The organism is Kitasatospora sp. MMS16-BH015, assembly GCF_002943525.1.
Classification (GTDB): Bacteria; Actinomycetota; Actinomycetes; order Streptomycetales; family Streptomycetaceae; genus Kitasatospora.
Genome location: NZ_CP025394.1, coordinates 2,375,009 through 2,392,113 on the forward strand (window position 1 = coordinate 2,375,009; position 17,105 = coordinate 2,392,113).

Annotated in this window: 9 protein-coding genes and 1 pseudogene; 8 read left to right on the forward strand and 2 right to left on the reverse strand. The window is 72.9% G+C overall.

The genetic code is table 11. The features are described from left to right. Positions 1–27: 27 nt before the first annotated feature. The 7 genes and pseudogenes from CFP65_RS10255 to CFP65_RS10285 all read left to right on the forward strand — a co-directional run bounded on the left by CFP65_RS10255 (position 28) and on the right by CFP65_RS10285 (position 11,562). The gene (locus tag CFP65_RS10255; RefSeq protein ID WP_104815817.1) at positions 28–978 is read left to right on the forward strand and encodes a fumarylacetoacetate hydrolase family protein; all 951 of its coding nucleotides are present in this window, start codon (positions 28–30) and stop codon (positions 976–978) included. Positions 979–985: 7 nt separating this feature from the next. Beyond that, positions 986–2,605 carry a bifunctional 3-(3-hydroxy-phenyl)propionate/3-hydroxycinnamic acid hydroxylase gene (locus tag CFP65_RS10260; RefSeq protein WP_254552317.1) on the forward strand — a complete coding sequence of 540 codons (1,620 nt, stop codon included), beginning with the start codon at positions 986–988 and terminating at the stop codon, positions 2,603–2,605. A 58-nt stretch (positions 2,606–2,663) separates the two neighbouring features. Further along, a pseudogene (locus tag CFP65_RS10265) lies at positions 2,664–3,362 on the forward strand (hypothetical protein); the annotation flags it as partial. A 60-nt stretch (positions 3,363–3,422) separates the two neighbouring features. Further along, a complete protein-coding gene (locus CFP65_RS10270) occupies positions 3,423–4,109 on the forward strand; it encodes a response regulator transcription factor (protein ID WP_104820761.1) in 687 nt (228 codons plus the stop codon). Between the two features lie 10 nt (positions 4,110–4,119). Next, positions 4,120–5,388, forward strand: coding sequence for a sensor histidine kinase KdpD (locus CFP65_RS10275; RefSeq protein ID WP_104815818.1), 1,269 nt, complete (start codon positions 4,120–4,122; stop codon positions 5,386–5,388). A 171-nt stretch (positions 5,389–5,559) separates the two neighbouring features. Further along, a complete protein-coding gene (locus CFP65_RS10280) occupies positions 5,560–6,552 on the forward strand; it encodes a LysR family transcriptional regulator (protein ID WP_104815819.1) in 993 nt (330 codons plus the stop codon). A gap of 396 nt (positions 6,553–6,948) precedes the next feature. Then, entirely contained in the window at positions 6,949–11,562 is a 4,614-nt protein-coding gene (locus CFP65_RS10285; RefSeq protein ID WP_158702121.1) for an AMP-binding protein, read from the forward strand. A 1,129-nt stretch (positions 11,563–12,691) separates the two neighbouring features. Here CFP65_RS10285 and CFP65_RS10295 read toward each other — a convergent pair. Together CFP65_RS10295 and CFP65_RS40710 are read right to left on the reverse strand one after the other, a co-directional pair. Then, a complete protein-coding gene (locus CFP65_RS10295; RefSeq protein WP_254552318.1) occupies positions 12,692–13,471 on the reverse strand; it encodes a GntR family transcriptional regulator in 780 nt (259 codons plus the stop codon). Between the two features lie 117 nt (positions 13,472–13,588). Next, positions 13,589–16,024, reverse strand: a complete 2,436-nt coding sequence (locus tag CFP65_RS40710; protein WP_254552319.1) for an alkaline phosphatase family protein — start codon at positions 16,022–16,024, stop codon at positions 13,589–13,591. A 289-nt stretch (positions 16,025–16,313) separates the two neighbouring features. Here CFP65_RS40710 and CFP65_RS10305 point away from each other — a divergent pair, with 289 nt between their 5' ends. Continuing rightward, positions 16,314–17,105 (forward strand): hypothetical protein, encoded by a 792-nt coding sequence (locus CFP65_RS10305; protein WP_104815821.1) that lies wholly within the window; start codon positions 16,314–16,316, stop codon positions 17,103–17,105.

Genomic DNA, 17,105 nt, shown 5'->3' on the forward strand with positions numbered 1-17,105 from the left:
CCCCGACTTCCTTACGAAGGTACTGACATGAGCACCAATGTCCTGCGCACCGCCGACGGGTGGTGGGTCCTCCGGGGCGACCGGGCCGTCCCCGTCGACACGAAGGCCGCCACCACCGCCGAGCTGATCGCCGACCGGGCGGCCGTGCGCGAGGCCGCCCTCTCCGGGGAGGCGGGCACGCCCGTCGCCGAGCTGGTCGTCCTCTCGCCGGTGACCACTCCCTGCCGGGTGGTCGCACAGATGGTCAACTACCGCAGCCACGCCCGCGATTCGGGCTTCACCGGCGACATCCCGCCGGCCTTCTTCCGCAAGGCGTCCGGGTCGGTGAGCGGCCCGGGCGAGCCGATCGTCCGGCCCTCGCACGTGAAGTTCCTCGACTACGAGATCGAACTCGGGCTCGTGATGGGCGCACCGCTGCCCGTCGGCACCGTGGTCGAGGAGCGCGAACTGCCTTCGTACGTAGCCGGGTTGGTGATCACGAACGACGTCAGCGCCCGTGAGGTGCAGCTGACCAAGACGCAGTTCTACGAGAGCAAGTCGTACCCGACCTTCACCCCGACCGGGCCCCGCCTGGCGCTGCTGGAGCCCGAGGACTTCGCCCACCTGCTCGACCTGCGACTGCGGCTGTCGGTCAACGGCGAGCTGCGTCAGGACCGCACGCTCGCCGACATGATCGTCCGCCCGGCCCAGGCACTGACCCTGCTGGCCCGGTTCCAGACCCTCGACCCCGGCGACCTGCTGCTCACCGGGACACCCGGGGGCACGGCCCTCAAGGCCCCGCCCAAGGCGGTCGAGAAGATCGGCGCGCTGCTGCCGCCCGCCGTGAAGTGGAAGGCGTTCTTCAAGAGCCAGGCCCGCAACCCGCACTACCTGCACACGGGTGACGTGATCACCGCGACGATCTCGACCGCGGACGGCCGGATCGACCTCGGTGAGCAGCGCACGCCCGTCACGGACCCGAAGCAAGACCCGAGGTGAGCCACAGATGACCGCCGATCAGGCCGGCCTCCGGGGCGCCGCCCCCGGGCCCGCACCGACAGACCCCGCACCCGTCGTGATCATCGGCGCCGGGCCGGTGGGCGTGACCGCCGCCCTCCTCCTCGCCCGGCGCGGAATCCGCACCGTCGTCCTGGAACGCCACCAGGACGTCTACCCGCTCCCGCGTGCCGTCGCCACCGACGACGAGGTGCGCCGCATCCTCCAAGCCGCAGGCGTGGGCGAGGAGTTCGCCACGATCACCCGCCCCGCGAACGGACTTCGGCTGCTGGACGCCCGGCACCGGGTGATGGCCGAGTTCCGGCGCTCCGGGCACGGCCGGCACGGCTACCCGCAGACCAGCATGTTCGACCAGCCCGAGCTGGAGCGGCTGCTGCGCGACGCCCTCGCCCGCCGCCCGGAGTGCGAGCTGCGGGGCGGAGTCGAGGCCACCGGCGTCAGCCCGGAGCCGGTCGGCCCCGTGCGCGTGACCTACCGCGACGAGGACGGTGAGCACCAGCTGTGGGCCGAGGCAGTGCTCGGCTGCGACGGCGCGGGCAGCCTCACCCGGGCCGCCATCGGCGCCGAGTGGGAGGACCTGCGCTTCGAGGAGCGCTGGACCGTCGTCGACGTCCGCACCAAGGCCGACGTCCGCTGTTGGGAGGGCGTGGACCAGGTCTGCGACCCGCACCGGCCGGCGACGTTCATGCGCGTCGGCGAGGACCGCTACCGCTGGGAGTTCCGGCTGCAGCACGGGCAGCCACCGGTGCGCGAACTGATCGCCCCGTGGCTGCCGCCCTCGTACGACGGGGAGTTCGAGGTCGTACGGGAGACGCAGTACACCTTCCGGGCGCGGGTGGCCGACCGGTGGCGCAGCGGACGGGTCTTCCTCCTCGGCGACGCCGCCCACCTCACCCCGCCGTTCGTCGGGCAGGGGCTGTGCGCGGGCCTGCGGGACGCCTACAACCTCAGCTGGAAGCTGGCCCGCGTCCTGGGCCAGGGCGGCGACGAGCGGCTGTTCGACACCTACGAGAGCGAACGCAAGCCGCACGCACGGCATGTGATCCGGCTCGCGGTCGCCATGGGCTGGGCGATGACCGGCGGCCAGGACGGCGCCGCCGCACTGCGCCGCAGCGTCCTGGCCGCCGCCTGCCGCATACCCGGCCTCACCACGGCGGTGGGCCGCGACCTCAGCCCACCGCTGACCGCCGGGCCCCTCGTCCGGCGCCGCCTGCGCAGGAGCCTCGTGGGCACCCACTGCCCGCAACCCTGGGTGGCGCCCGACGGCCGGCGCAGCCGCCTCGACGACCTGCTCGGCGACGGCTTCACCGTCCTGACCGCCACCGAACCCTGGCCCTCGCTGCGTGCCCTCGCCCGCGGGCTCGGTGTCCAGGCGGTCCCCGTGACCGACCTCCGGGACGACGGCACGCTCGCCGCCTGGCTGCGCGCCGGCCGGGCGGACGCCGTCCTGCTGCGCCCCGACCGCGTCGTCATGGACCTCGTCCCCGCCGGGAGGGACGACTTCACCGACACCGCCGCCTGGGCCTCCCTCCTGCACACCACGCGCAGCCCCGACCCATCCCCACCACGGACCGTAGCGAACAGCCTGCCGAGGAGCGCCGGACGATGACCAGGCCGGAGCCTTTCACGACGCCCGATCCGCAGGCCGTCGCGAGCAGCCGCATCGCGGGCAGGACCACTCCCCCAAGGCCGCCGCCGACCGCTTCGCCCAGCTCGAACCCACCGTCCTGATCGCCGCCGACGGCTACCACCACCGGCCTGCCCAAGGGCATCGTCCACGGCCACGGCGGCGTCCTGCTGGAGCACTTCAAGACCCTCGGCCTGCACTCCGACCTCGGCCCCGGCGACCGCCTGTCCTCGGTCCGCGTCGTCGGCTGCACCGGCTCGGCCCTGCCGGCCTCCGCCTACCCGTGGGTCCGCGACCACACGGCACCCGCTACCGCGACGCCTACTTCTCCACCCATCCTGGGGTGTGGCGCCACGGCGACTGGATCACCCACACCTCCCACAGCTCGGTGATCGTCCACGGCCGCTCCGACAGCACCCTGAACCGCAACGGCGTACGCCTGGGCAGCGCGGACATCCACGACGCGGTCGAACGCCTCCCCGAGATCACCGAGGCCCTCGTCATCGGCGCGGAAGAGCTCGACGGCGGCTGCTGGATGCCGCTGTTCGTCGTCCCGGCACCAGGAGTGACGCCGGACGACCCGCTCCGAGAAAAGCAGGGCGCCCCCGCCGAACAGGTCGTCAACCCGGCCGCCGTGGACGCCCCTGACCTCCTCGACCACTACGCCCGCCTGGGCGCCGAGCGCCGGAGCTCTCGCCACGGGCGGCTGACGCGACTCACTTCGCCTCGACGAGGGTGATGACGAAGTGGTCGGCGGCCGCAGGGCCCACCGGCGCCGGCTGTGGTTATAGTGCCGCAGGTGCGAGTACTGGTGGTCGAGGACGATGCGGATCTGCGCTTCGCCGTGGTCGGGGCGCTGCGCGGTGCCGGGCTGGCCGTCGACGAGGCGGCGGACCTGCCGGTGGCGGACGAGGCGCTGTTCGTGACCGACTACGACTGCGTCGTGTTCGACCGGATGGTGCCGTCCGGGGACGCCCTGGACTACGTACGGAAGCTGCGCGGCGCCGGCGGTACGGCGCCGGTGCTCTTCCTCACGGCCCGCGACACCGTCACGGACCGGGTGGAGGGATTCGCCTGCGGAGGCGACGACTACCTGGTCAAGCCGTTCGCCGTCCCGGAGCTGGTGGCCCGGGTCCACAGCCTGTGCCGACGGGCCGGCACCGTCCGCCCGCCCGTGCGGCACTTCGGCGACATCGAGATCGACACGGCCCGGCGCCAGGTCCGCCGGGGCGGCGTACGGCTGGTCCTGACCGTCAAGGAGTTCGCCGTCCTCGAAGTGCTGGCGGCCCGGGCGGACGAGGCGGTGCCCCGGTCCGAACTGATCGAGAAGTGCTGGGACGAGATGGCGGAGCCCAACTCGAACGTCGTCGAGGTGCTGGTGTCGCAGCTGCGCCGCAAGCTGGGCGACCCCTGCCCGATCCTCACCGTGCGCGGGCTCGGCTACCGGCTCGTGGCCGACGGGACCGGGCCCGGGGCCGGTCGGTGAGCCGGCTGGGATGCTGACCGCCGAAGCCCGCATCCGCAGACTGCGGTGGCGCCTGACGGCGCTGTTCGCGCTGACCAGCGCCCTCGCCCTGGCCGGCCTGGCGGGGTTCGCGATCTACAGCGACAGCAACGCCCGGCGCGACCAGCTCGACGACAGGCTGCGGTTGCGGGGCACGGCGACTGCCAAGCTGATCGTCTACGACGACCAGGACAGGCTCGACATCCAGTCGCTGCTCGACATCGTGGGCACCGAATGCCCCCAGGTGACCATGGTCACCGTCACCTCCGACACGCCTGCCATCGCGTACGCGCCGCCCAAGCCCTGTATGCACGCCGCGGAGGCGGACGTCCGCCGGCTCGCCACCACGGCCGTCGCGCAGCACAGCGCGGTGTCCGCGGACGGCCACACCGCGGACGGCCGACCGGTGCGCCTGTTCGCCGCGCCTTTCGACGGACCGAGCGGAGAGAGCGCGGCCGGCGCGGTGGTGCTGGCCGCCGACGCCTCCGGCAGCCAGGCGCAGCACCAGCTGCGGCTCGTCCTGATCATCGGCAGCCTGGTGCTGGTGTCGGTGTCGGGCCTGGCGGGGCACCTGCTGTCCGGCCGTGCGATCCGGCCGGCGCTGACTTCGCTGCGGCAGCAGGAGGAGTTCCTCGCCGACGCCGCCCACGACCTGCGCACTCCGGCCGCCACCCTGCGTGCCCTGGCCGCGACCGCCCTGCACGAGCAGGCCGGGCATCCGCAGCCCGCCGCGCGGACCAGCGCACTGCAGCGCACCGAGCACCTGGCGGCCCGGATGGGCGACCTCATCGACGGCCTGCTCACCAGGGCCAGGCTCATGGCCGGTGTCGCCACACCCGTCCGGGAGCCGCTGCGCCTGGACCAGTTGGTCGAGGCGGTCGTCGAGGACACCGACACCCAAGGGCACCGGGTCACCGTCGTGACCGAGCGGGCCGTGGTCGTCGGCGATGTGGACCTGCTGCACCGGGCGGTGGCCAACCTACTGGGGAACGCGCTCGCCCACGGCCACGCCCCGGGCGTGCCCGCAGAGGTCCGTCTCGCCGTGACCGGCGACGGGACCGTCACGGTCGACGACAGCGGCCCCGGCGTGCCGCCGGAGCTCGCCGGTTCGCTGTTCGAGCGCCACCGCAGCGGCTCGGGCTCCTCCGGGCTCGGCCTGTCGATCGCCTCCTGGGTCGCCCACGTCCACGGCGGCTCCCTGACCGTGGCCACCAGCCCCACGGGCGGCGCCCGTTTCGTCCTCCGGCTCGCCACCTCCTGAGACGCCGCGGGCGGGGCCGCCTCACCGAATCCTCAGGTTCCCCGGGGCAGACTTCCCCGAGGTTCCGGAACAGCACACAACGAGCGAGGGACGGTCACACCGGCGTCGGCGTCCTCCACGTTCTCCACCGCTGAGCCATCGGCTCTTGAAACAACGGGATGGGTTTGCGCCATGGAACTGGAGTTCCGTCATCTGAGGATGATCCGGGCCATCGCAGACACCGAGAGCGTGACCAAAGCAGCGGATCGTCTGGGACTTGCCCAATCAGCGCTCTCCACCCAGCTGAAGAGGATCGAGGCCGCGGTCGGCGGGCGCCTCTTCGAGCGGGGCCGGAAAGGCGTTCAACCGACCCCGCTGGGCGTCCTGGTCCTGGAACGGAGCCGGGTGCTGCTGCCGGCGATGCGCCAACTCCAGGAGGACGCGCTGCGCTTCGCGAGCACGGTGGGCGAGAACGGCGCACTACGCCTGGGGGCGACGCCCGGCTCCTTCCTCGGCCCCTTGGTGGCAGGGCTCGATGCGGCACGGCCCGGCCTGGTGGCAAGCACCCGATCCTCGACCTCGGTCTCGGAGTTGGTGGATCGGATCGCGGGCGGGCGGCTGGATCTCGCGCTCACCGGGTGCTGCGGGCACGGGAAGGCGGTGGACGACGGACGCCTGGCCTGGCGGGAGATCGCCGTCGACCCGGTGTTCATCCTGCTCGCCGAGGGCCATCCGCTGGCGCGGGAGCGGGAGTTGCGGCTCGGGCAACTCGTGGACGAGCGCTGGGCGCTGCCGTCCGGGGAGAGCTGCTGCGGCGAATGCCTCGCCGCCGCCTGCGTGCGCGCGGGCTTCCTGCCCCGATCGGTCTACGAAACCGATGCCGCGTCATGCCTCCACCTCGTCCGATCACAGCGAGCCGCAGCCCTGTGCCGGGCGACCTTCCTTGCGCCGCCCGGGTTGGAACTGATCCCCCTGGCAGCCTCCGAGTTGAGCTGGCGCCACCTCCTCCTCTGGCATGCGCCCACCCTGGCTCCCGGACTGACGGCCATGCTGCTCCGTCACGCCATGGCGGTGCACGCCGAAGCCGTGGCGCACAGCCCGGTGTACGCGGCCTGGCTGCGAGGACAGGAGGACGTGACCGCGCGACCCGGAGGACACCGCACTCCCCCACCGCCGGAGCGATGACCTCGCCGGGGCCGGACGCACCCTGTCCCCCGCGTTACGGCCACGTACATCACGTCGAAGCGGGAGTCTCTTGACATGTCCCCAACCATCCCTGCCCCGGGCTAGGGTTCCGGCATCCCCCACACCCCGAGGAGACCCCAATGCTCCTACACCACATGGCAGTTGCCGCCCGCATGCGCCATGCGCGGCGGGCGCGGCCGGTGGGTGGCGCACGTCCTCGGCGGAGGCGCTGAGCGCGGACCGGAGTTCTTGCCCAGTGCCTCCTGCCACGTGTCCCACCGGGGTCGCCCGCATTTCAGAAAGAGGTCGGTGATGACGATCAACCCATCCGTCGCGGCGCATCCTCTGCGACATCGGCTGCGGGAGTGGAACGCCGCCTGGAAACGCGGGGAGGTCATGGGAGAGCGGGTCGCGCGCGAGCTGCACTTCGGATCGCTGCTGGACCTGCTGCCCGCCGATCCCGGCGCGTGCGCCGTCGCGGCGCCGTCCGCGCGCGGGCGCAGCCCGCTGTCCTACCCGCGGCTGCACGAATTCCTGGGGGGCGCCGGGCCGTTCGACGACCTCGGGCTGACCCCGGGGGATCGGTGCGCGATCGCGATCCCCGAAGGCCCCGAACTCGCGGTGTGCCTGCTCGCGGTCGGCACGCGCTGCGCCGCCGTGCCGATGAACCCGTGGAACCCCGAAGGGGAGGTCGCCACGGACCTGGCCGAGACGGCGGCGAAGGCGCTGATCGTCCCGGTCGGCACGGACTTCGACCACCTGCGGCGCGCGGCGCGGACGGCCGGGGTGGAGGTCGTGGATCTGTGCCCCGACCCGTCGGCGGCCGGACTCTTCACCCTGGCGGTCGACGGCCGGGCCGCCGCCGCGGCCGGCCTGCCCGCCGCCCGGCAGGCCGGGCGGCGGATCAACGGTCCGGAGGACATCGCGCTGGAGCTGTTCACCTCCGGCACCTCCGGCCGCAAGAAGCGGGTGCCGATCCGGCTGCGCGATCTGGTCGTCGGCGCGTCCTGCATCGCCGCCGCGCTGGAACTGGGCCCGGAGGACCGCGGGTTCAACATGATGCCGCTGTTCCACGCCGGCGGCATCGTGCGGAACCTGTTCGCCCCCTTGCTCGCGGGCAGCTCCATGGTCTACTCCGACGGGTTCGACCCTGCGGCGTTCTGGGACGAACTCGTCGGCGGCGGGGGCTTCACCTGGTACTACGCCTCACCCACCATGCACGACGGCATCCTGCACGAGGGCCGGGCGCGGACGGCCACGGCCCGGCTGCGCTTCGTCTGCAACGCCGCCGGCGACCTGCTGCCCTCCACGGCCGCGCGGCTGCGCGAGCGCTTCCAGGCCGCCGTCCTGCCCGGCTACGGCATGACCGAGTGCATGCCGATCGCGATCCCGCCGCTGGACTACCGGCTGGAACGCCAGGGCGCGAGCGGTCTGGTCCTGGGCCCCCGGGTGCGGATCCTCGACGAGCGGGGGCACCAGGCCCCGACCGGTGTCGACGGCCGGATCATGATCAGCGGCGTCCCGCTCGCGCGCATCGTCCAGGACGAGCCCGGGCCGGGCGAACCGCCGGTCCCGGCGGGCTGGTTCGACACCGGCGACCTCGGCCGGTTCGACGAGGACGGGTACCTCTACGTGGTCGCCCGCGCCAAGGACGTCATCAAACGCGGCGGAGAGACGATCGCGCCGGCCGAGATCGAGGACGTCGTGGTGGCGCACCCGGACGTGCGCGCCGCGCTGGCCTTCGCGGTCCCGCACCCGGTGCTGGGGGAGGTGGCCGGCTGTGTGGTCGTGCCGCACGCCGACCGGCGGGTCGACCTGGACGGCCTGGCCCCGGTCCTGTCGGCGAAGCTGGCCCCGGCCAAGTGGCCGATGCTCCTGGTCTACATGGACGACCTGCCCAAGGGCCCGACCGGGAAGGTCCTGCGCCTGCGGCTCGCCGGCCGGCTCGGGATCGACCAGGTCGACGAACGGACACCCGCGCGCCGACGCCTCCACGAAGCCATCTGCCCGCCGGTCGGCGCCCCGCTCACCGACTCGATCCCGGCGGAGCCGGTGGTCATCGAGCCGGACGAGCTGGTCGCCGCGATCCGCTCGTCCTGGCCGGCCGCGACGGACGTGTACGTCAGCTGCGATCCGGGCTCCGGCGTACTGCGCGCCGCGGTCGAAACAGCCGGGGCGGTCGGCTGCCCCGGCACAGCCGTGCCCGACGGCGACGCCCTCCGGGAAGCACTGCGCAGCGTCGTCCACGACTACCTGCTGCCACGCGCGGTGACCGTGCTCGAAGCCTTCCCCCGGCTGGCCGACGGCGAGCCGGACCGCGAGCAGCTCCAGGCCCTGACCGCCAGCGACCACCGACCCGAGGCCGGGGCCGGCGACGAGATCGAGGCGCACCTGCTCGCACAGTGGCGGACGCACCTCGGCGCGGACCGGGAGATCGACCTCGACAGCGACTTCTTCGACGACCTGGGCGGGGCCTCGCTCACCGCCGTGCAGATCATCGCCGAGCTCCGCACGCACTACGGCATAGCGCTGCCGCCGACCGCCGTCTTCCGCCACCGGAGTGTGCGGGCCCTGGCGGCACTGGTCCGAGCCGGGGTCGCGGACCTCGGGGCCGACACCGAAGACGCCGGCCGCCCGGCGGCGCCGCTGCCCGGCGGACCGGCGCCGAGGCCGCAGACGGCGGTGGCGGCGCTGCTCACCCAGCTGGTGCCGCTGGCGCTGCTGCCGGCGGCTCTGCAGCTGGGACAGTTCGCGGCCTGGATCACGTTCTGGTGGTACCTGCGCGGCGACCTCGGACTCAGCGGCCTGTGGGTGATGTTCGCGGCCCTCGGGGCCGCCGTCGCCACCCGCAAGGTGGTGGCCCCGATCGCGGCGATCGGCCTCAAATGGGCCCTGGTGGGTCGGTACTGCCGGGGTGTCGCGCCGCTGTGGGGCCAGGCCTACCTGCGCTGGTGGCTCGCGCACCAGGTCCAGACCACCGTCGGGTTGGGCGTGTTCGGGCTCTCCTACCCGCTGACCGCGCTGTACTACCGGCTGATGGGGGCCCGGGTCGGGCGCCGGACCCGGATCGCGGCGACCGCGGACCTCGGCGAGTTCGACCTGCTCACGATCGGCGACGACGCGGTCGTCGACGAGGGCGCGATCGTGCGCCCCTTCGGTTTCGAGGGCGGGGCCATGAGCCTGCGGCCGATCCGCCTGGGCGCCGGCTGCTCGATCGGCACCCGCTCCACGGTGGTCCCCGGTGCGGACCTCCCGGCCGGCACCGAGCTCGCGCCGCTGGGCACCTCGACGAACCCGCGCTCACTCGACCAGGGCACCCGGGTGCTGTCCCGCGCGCTGGTCTACTCCCCGCCGTCCTGGCTCAAGGGCCTGGGCACGCTCATCAAGGGCGCCGTGACGGCCGGGGCCTGGATGCCGATGATCCTGCTCATCCACGCGCTCATGTCCACCATGGTCACGCGCGGCATCCACCTGCACGGCCCGGCGGACCTGCTGGTGCAGATGATGTCCCTGCAGCGCCTCCTGCGGGCCGTCACCGTGCTGGCCGTCTCGACCGTGACCGCACCGTTCCTGTACCTGGCCGGCGTCATCCTCGTGAAGTGGACCGTGATCGGCCGCTTCCGGGCCGACGACGACATCACCAAGGCGTGGCCGAAGTTCGAGCGCTGGCTGGTGTGGAGACTGCTCCCGGACGGCGGCCTCGGCGGCGCCGGCCGGATCCTCGGCGCGAACTTCGCGGCGATCAGCGTCGTCCTCCGGCTGCTCGGCGCCAAGGTCGGCAAGCGCATCTACTGGCCCGGCTCCGGCCACGTCATGACCGAGTACGACCTGTTCGAATGCGGCGACGACGTGACGTTCGGCTCCCGCTCGACCTACCTCATGACGGACGCGCACGGCTCGCGACCGATCCGGATCGAGGCGGGCGCCAACGTCGCCGACCGCTGCGTCCTGGCCCCCGGGGTGATCGTGGAGCGCAACGCCGTCCTCGGCTCCGGGACCTACGCCCCGACCGGGTTCACCGCCCCGGCCGGCTCCACCTGGATCGGCCAGGACGGCCGCCTGCAGCCGATCGAGCTCGAACCGGCGACGCCGCGCCGGGCCGAGGCCGACACGCTGCGCCCGTACGCCCAGGCCATGTACCACCGCCAGGCCCCGTACCGGGTCTGGCCGCTGGCCGCCCACATCGGGTTCAACCTCGCCAACGCCGTCTGGGCCGCGCTGTACCGGGCGGCCCCGCTGAGCGGCGCGCTGCTGATCACCTGGGAGCTACTCCGGGTCTCCCACGGCAGCCCGCACAGCACCGCAGCCCTGCTGGCCCTGACGCTGCTGCTGTACATCCCGCTGCACCTGGTCGGCGCCCTCGGCGCCACGGCCGTCGTGGTGGCCACCAAGCGCCGGATCATCGGCGGCCTGCGGACCAGCGGCGAGCACTTCTGGACCCAGGACTCGTACTGCCAGCGCTGGAAGATCCACACCGTGATCTCCTCGCTGACGGGCAACTGGTTCGGCGGTCGCAACCTGCTGGACTTCCTCGGCGGCTCCGCCTACCTCGTCTGGTTCTTCCGCTACCTGGGAGCCCGGATCGGGCGCGGCGTGTGCCTGTACCCCAACGGCGCCGACCCGATGATGGAGGAGGCCGACCTCACCACGATCGGCGACGGCGCCTGCATCGACCAGGCCGTCCTGATAGCCCACCTCAACACCCGCGGCGAGTGGACGATGGGCACGATCGAGATCGGCGCGGGCGCCTGCCTGCGGGCTCAGTCCCGGGTCATGATGATGGGCTCGGTCGCCGAGGGCGCCACCCTGCTCGAGGGCACGCTGCTGCTCGCGGGTGACGCGGCCCTGCCTTTCTCGGTCTGGGACGGGTGGCCCGGTCAGGCGATCGCCGGCGGCGCACTCGAGCACCGGGTGGGTACGGCCGGCACTGGCGTCAGCACGGGCACTGGCACTGGCACTGGCACTGGCACCGTGGACGCGGAGATCGCGAGCGAGCACCACTTCGCTTGATGCCCGCTCATCCCGGGACAGGACTCACCCTGTCCCGGGATGAGCGGGAGGAGGGGCGCGGGGTCGACAGGAAGGGACCACCCCTGGCGACAGCGGCGATGGTCAGGGCGGCGGTCAGGAAGAAGCCACCCCCGCCGACGACGGCGATGGCCCTGCCACCCCCGAGCCCATGCCCACGCCGGCGGTCGACCAGTCCACCGAGGCGGCCCCGCTGCCAGTTCGACCGGGCCGGTTGCCGGCGAACTGGCACACACCGGTGCCGGCTCCGCCACCGAGCACACCGCCGTCCTGAGCGAGCTGGTCGACGGGCTCCGGCTCGACGAGTTCCTCCTGACGGATCAGGACTGGGGCGGCCCGATCGGGCTCGGCGCGGCGGTGTCGCGGGCGGATCGCGTGGGCGGATCGCGTCCGGGGGATCGTGCTGGGCAACACCGCGTTCTGGCCCGTCGAACCGCCGGCGGACCGGGCGTTCGGCCTGGTCATGAGCAGCCGCCCCGCTCAGCGCCGCATCCCAGAGGAGAACCTCCTCGTGGAACGGTTCCTGCTCGGCAGGTCCGGTCCCGACCTGACCGCGGCCGAGGCCGACCACTACCGCCTAGTCCAACCCACGGCAGAGGCCCGCTGCGGCCTCGCGGTCGCACCTCGCGCCGCTCCGTGCTTGCCGAGGCCCCCCACCTACCCCTGCACCGCCTCGTCACCGCCCTCGCCGAAGCCGAGCACCGGGGCGAGAGCCACCCTGCACAAGGGTCCGGGCCCCGCCGCCTCGCTGCTCGCCGACCGGATCACCGCCGCCGGCCTGTTCGCCCGGGTCCGCGCACTCCGCCGCCCGGCCGACCGTCTGACCGCTCACCGAGCACCGAGCACCAGCGCCCGCATCCCGGCTCTCGTGAGGAACCCGCCACATGAGTGCGTCTACCCCCGCCCCTCGTACGCTCGCCGCCCGCTGACGAGGAGCTGCTCCGGGCCGCCCTCGAAGACACCTCCTGGGGCGGCTGTGTGCCGAGCCGAGCCACACCGACACCCCGCTGCTGACCGTGCTCGGCCTGCGGCACAAGAGCCCACCCGGGCAGCTGAAGCCGAGGGGCCCGCAGGCAGACCTGCGGGCCCCTCGTGGCGTCCCCGGAGGGCGTCACTGCTCCTCGGTCAGGTGGGCCGTGAAGCTGAAGCGGTCGCCGCGGTAGAGGGAGCGGACGCATTCGACCGGCGCGCCGGTGTGGTCGCGGGTGATGCGGTTGAGGAGGAGCATCGGGAGGGCCGGGCTGGTGCCGATGAGTTGGACCTCGCGGGGGGAGGCGAGGACGGTCTCGATGCGTTCGTCGGCGTCCGCGAAGGTGGTGCCGTGGGTGCGGAGGTGGGCGTAGAGGGAGGTGGCGGGGTCGAACTCGGCCTGGAGGGAAGGGAATCGGGCCACCGAGAGGTAGGTGCTCTCCAGGCCGACCTGTTCGTCGTCGGCGAGCAGGAGGCGTTCGAGGTGGTGGACCGGGGCGCCCGGGGGGATGTGCAGGGCGGCGGCCAGGGCGGGGGTGGCGGGGAGTTGCTCGAAGACGACCGGGCGGCGGCCGGGGCGGCGGCCCTGGCGGCGGACGCCCTCGGTGTAGCTGGCCAGGGTGAGGGGCTGGACGAGCTTGGGCTGCCCGGCCACCGAGGAGCGGCCGCTGCGCTGGACCCGGCCTTCGAGCCGGAGCTCGCGGATCGCCTGGCGGACCGTCATCCGGGAGACGCCGAACCGGTCGGCGAAGACCCGTTCGGTGGGCAGCGGGGCGCCCGGCCCGAGTTCGTCCAGGACGGCGTCGATCTTCTGCTTGACCTGGAAGTACTTCGGCGGCTCGCCGTGGTCCGGCACCCCGGCGCGGGCCGCCGCCAGCGGCGGCGGGGAGGGGGCTGGGGCCGGAGGGAGATCGCTGGTCACGGGTGCGAGCGTAGCCGAGGCCCTGGCTGGGCCTCGGCCGTACGCACGGGAGAGCGGTGAGCCGGGGAGCGGTGGGCTGGAGAGCGGTGAGCCGGAGAGCGGTGAGCCGGAGAGCGGTCAGCTGCCGAAGGTCAGGCCCAGGTCGTCCAGGTAGCCGTCGTCGTCCGTGCCGCCGCTGCGGGTGAAGGAGACCGCGAAGCGGACCGCGGCGGTGCCGGTCGGGACGGTGCCGGTGGCCTGCTCGCGGAGCAGCACGGTCTGGTTGTTCCGCTGGGCCGGGGTGACGGGGGCCAGGGTGGCGGTGCCGAGGGCGGCGCCGCTCGCGTCGAGGAAGGTCGCGACCACCCCGGCGCTGTCACCCTGGGTGCTGTAGCCGCCGATCCAGCCGGAGAGGCTGTACGGCAGCGTGCCGGTGGCGATCCGCGCGGACTGGCCGGAGACGTCCACGGTCTGGGTCATCTGGGCGGAGGCGTACGGGCCGCCGTCGAAGAAGGCGCCGCCCGGGGTGGCCGGGGCCTGCGGGCCCTGGGCGGTGGTGGGGTACGAGGGGGCGCCGTAGCAGACCTGCTGCGGCTGGTTGCTGGTGGCCGTCCAGCCGGAGGCCGGGTGGCCGCCCGAGCCGGTGCCACAACTACCGTTCTCGGCATCGGAGTTGGCGATCGGAACGGTGTAGAGCGAGCCCGAGTTCACGGTGTAGGTGAAGGTGGTGGTGCCGCTCGCGCCGGTGGCGTCGGTGGCCGTGGCGGTCACCGTGGCGGTGCCGGCGGCGGTCGGGGTGCCGGAGATCAGGCCGGTGGAGGAGCCGATCGAGAGGCCCGCGGGCAGGCCGGCGGCCGTCCAACTCAGGCTCTGGGCCGGGTCGGAGTCGGTGGCGGCCAGCTGGAGGGAGGTGGCGGTGCCGGTGGTCGCGGTCTGCGCGCCCGGGCCGGTGACGGTGACGGTGTTGCCCGGCTGCGCGCCACCGGTGAAGACCTCGTTGAACGGGGTGGCCCACTTGTCGTTGTTCGTCATGGTGGCCAGGCCGAGCGCCCCCTCGATCACCCGGGCGCTGCTGTAGTGGTCGTACCGGTTGGCGTCCTGGTACCCGGCCTTGACCGTGCCCTGCGAGCCGATCGCCAGCGTCATCACCTGGTTGGTCTGGCCGGGCCCGAAGCCGCCGGGCGAGCCGGCGCCGTCCTCGTCGAAGGTGAGCAGCAGCAGTGACTTCTGCTGCGTCCAGGCCGGGGAGTTGAAGAGGGTGGGCAGGGTCTGACCGAGCCAGGTGTCGCCCGGGCCGATGCCGCAGTCCTCCATGTCGTAGCAGGAGTCCGGGTCGAACCAGACGAAGTTCGGGGTGGTGGCGGCCGACTTGAGGTCGGTGTTCAGGAACTGCGTCATCGGCTGCCAGTGCGCCTGGCAGTAGGCGTTGTCGTTCTTCATCTTCGCCGCGTAGTAGAACGGCACGTCGTCCGGGGAGTACTCGCCGCTGCCGGTGGTCTGGCAGTTGCTGGTCTGGGTCTGGGTGTACTGCTTCCAGGTCTTGCCGACGGCGTCCAGGTTGTCGCCCAGGCCGTTGTTGGTGGCGGTGCAGGCCGTGCTGGTGATGCAGTTGGCGTTGCCGCCGCCGACGGCCTGGCTGCTGCGGCCGTAGGAGTTGCCGAAGGCGATCTGCTCGTAGTTCGGGTCCGAATTGTGGGTGCCCGCGTGGTAGTTGGTGAAGAGCGAGCCCATCGGCACCAGGGTGTTGTTGATGTACGGCGCGGCCGAGTTGCCGATGATGCCGGCGCCGCCGTCGGCGGTGTTGGAGCTCGCCGAGTAGTTGTTGTTCTCCATCATCACCACGAAGACGTGGTCGTAGGCCGGCACGGTGGAGGCCGGGACGGCCAGGGTCGGGGCGGTGACCGGGGTGTCCAGGGTGAGCGAGAGGTCGTCGGCCAGGCCGTCGTTCTGGGTGCCGGTCATGGTGAAGTCGACGGTGGTGGTGATCGAGCGCGTGCCGGCCGGTACGGCGGTGGTGGTGCTGCGCTGGACGAACTTGGTGACGCCGCCCCGGTCGGCGGCCAGGGCCGGGGCGATCGAGGAGGTGCCGAGCGAACTCCCGTTGGCCGCACGGTAGGTGAGGGTGACGCCGGCGGCGTCGTTGTAGCTGCCGACCCCGCCGAGCCAGGCCGAGGCGGTGGAGTGCACGCCGCCCGCGTCGATCGCGGCGGCGGCCGAGGAGACGTCGGTGGTCTGGGTCATCTCGGAGGAGCCGCGCGAGCCGCCCTGGAAGTACGCGCCGCCCTTGGTCGGCGAGCCCGGGGTGCTGGTGGCGGCCCCGGTGGGCACGCCGTAGCAGTTGATCACCGGGTCGCCGGAGACCAGCTGCCAGCCGGGCACGGTGGTCTCCTCCCACCCGCCCGGGCTGCACTGCGAGGTCTCGGCACCGCCGTTGAGCAGCAGGTTCGCGCTCTGGATGGCGGCCGCGGCGGGCAGCGGCGCAAGCGCGGCGGCCGAGCCGGCCGCCAGGGCGGCGAGGGTCAGGAGGAGGGTGGTGCGGCGGGGGCGCGGTGCGGCAGATCGGTTTCCGCTCACGGCGGGGCGTCCTTCCAACGGGGGGTCGGGCACACGGGGCTCGATTGGGCTAGCCCAATCGACGCACCACGGAGTCTGAGCCCACCGGCGGGCCACCACGGGTCCGCCGGCTGCACAGCCGGCGTCGAGCGAGCGAACGGCAGCCGCCGGGCGGACACGAACTTCGCCCCGCGAACCCGGGCCCCCGCTGCGAGAGACCGGCTGGTGGCGTGGAACGCTCGGGAGCCGGCGACCTACCAGGCGGTGGACCCACCCTGGAAGGCGGGTCGACCACCCATTTGGAGGGGATGTGCCGCAGCGGACAGCACCGCCGGACGGTGAAGCGCAGCGTCGACTCGTCGAGTACCTGCGGGCCAGGGACTTCCAGGGGCCGGCGTGGGAGCTGTTCATCGGGCAACTCACCGCCTTCGGGCGGAACTACCTGCACAAGAGCATCTGCAACAGCCGAATCTTCAAACAGTGTCTGGCACAGGGCCGACCGGTCGGCACCTCTCCGGATCGGGAGTTCCTGCGGGAGCACCGGGCCGCGCGCGAGATGCTGGTCATGGACGTGCTGGCCGCGACCGCCACGCAGTTCCGGGAGAACGCCTTACGTGGCGGGGCATGGCAACCAAGCCTCGGAAGCTCCCTGCGGTCTTACTACGTGGGGGCGTTGGTGCTCGAATTCCCCAATGCCTACCGCCGATGGCTCACCCGGTGGCGGTCCGAGGACGGACTGCACCTCTTCGCCTGGCAGGACCTGCTGGAGCTGGAGCGACTCGACGGCCGGATGTTCATCCTGCCCGCACCTCACGACCCTGCCCATCAAGTGGCCGTGTCGGACCTGTTGGAGCGAACCCTGGCCACCGGCGACGACGAGATACGGAAGATCGCCGAGCTACGCAAGCTCGGCTGGGAGTGGGACGAGGTCGGCGCGAAGCTCGGCAAGAGCGGCAACGCCGCGAGCGAGAAGTGGCGCCGCTTCTGCGCCGGGATCCGTCAGCAGCACGGCAGTGCGGCCCGTCAGATCAGCGGACAGGCCGACTCCGTTCCGACTCGGGGGGCTTGGCCATCCGGCGGATGCACAGGTGAGGAGGACTGA

Bases quoted from the DNA above. Each gene is read 5' to 3' on its own strand.
- CFP65_RS10285 (WP_158702121.1), top strand. From the start codon at position 6,949: ATGGGAGAGCGGGTCGCGCGCGAGCTGCACTTCGGATCGCTGCTGGAC.
- CFP65_RS10260 (WP_254552317.1), top strand. From the start codon at position 986: ATGACCGCCGATCAGGCCGGCCTCCGGGGCGCCGCCCCCGGGCCCGCA.
- CFP65_RS10280 (WP_104815819.1), top strand. From the start codon at position 5,560: ATGGAACTGGAGTTCCGTCATCTGAGGATGATCCGGGCCATCGCAGAC.
- CFP65_RS10275 (WP_104815818.1), top strand. From the start codon at position 4,120: ATGCTGACCGCCGAAGCCCGCATCCGCAGACTGCGGTGGCGCCTGACG.
- CFP65_RS10255 (WP_104815817.1), top strand. From the start codon at position 28: ATGAGCACCAATGTCCTGCGCACCGCCGACGGGTGGTGGGTCCTCCGG.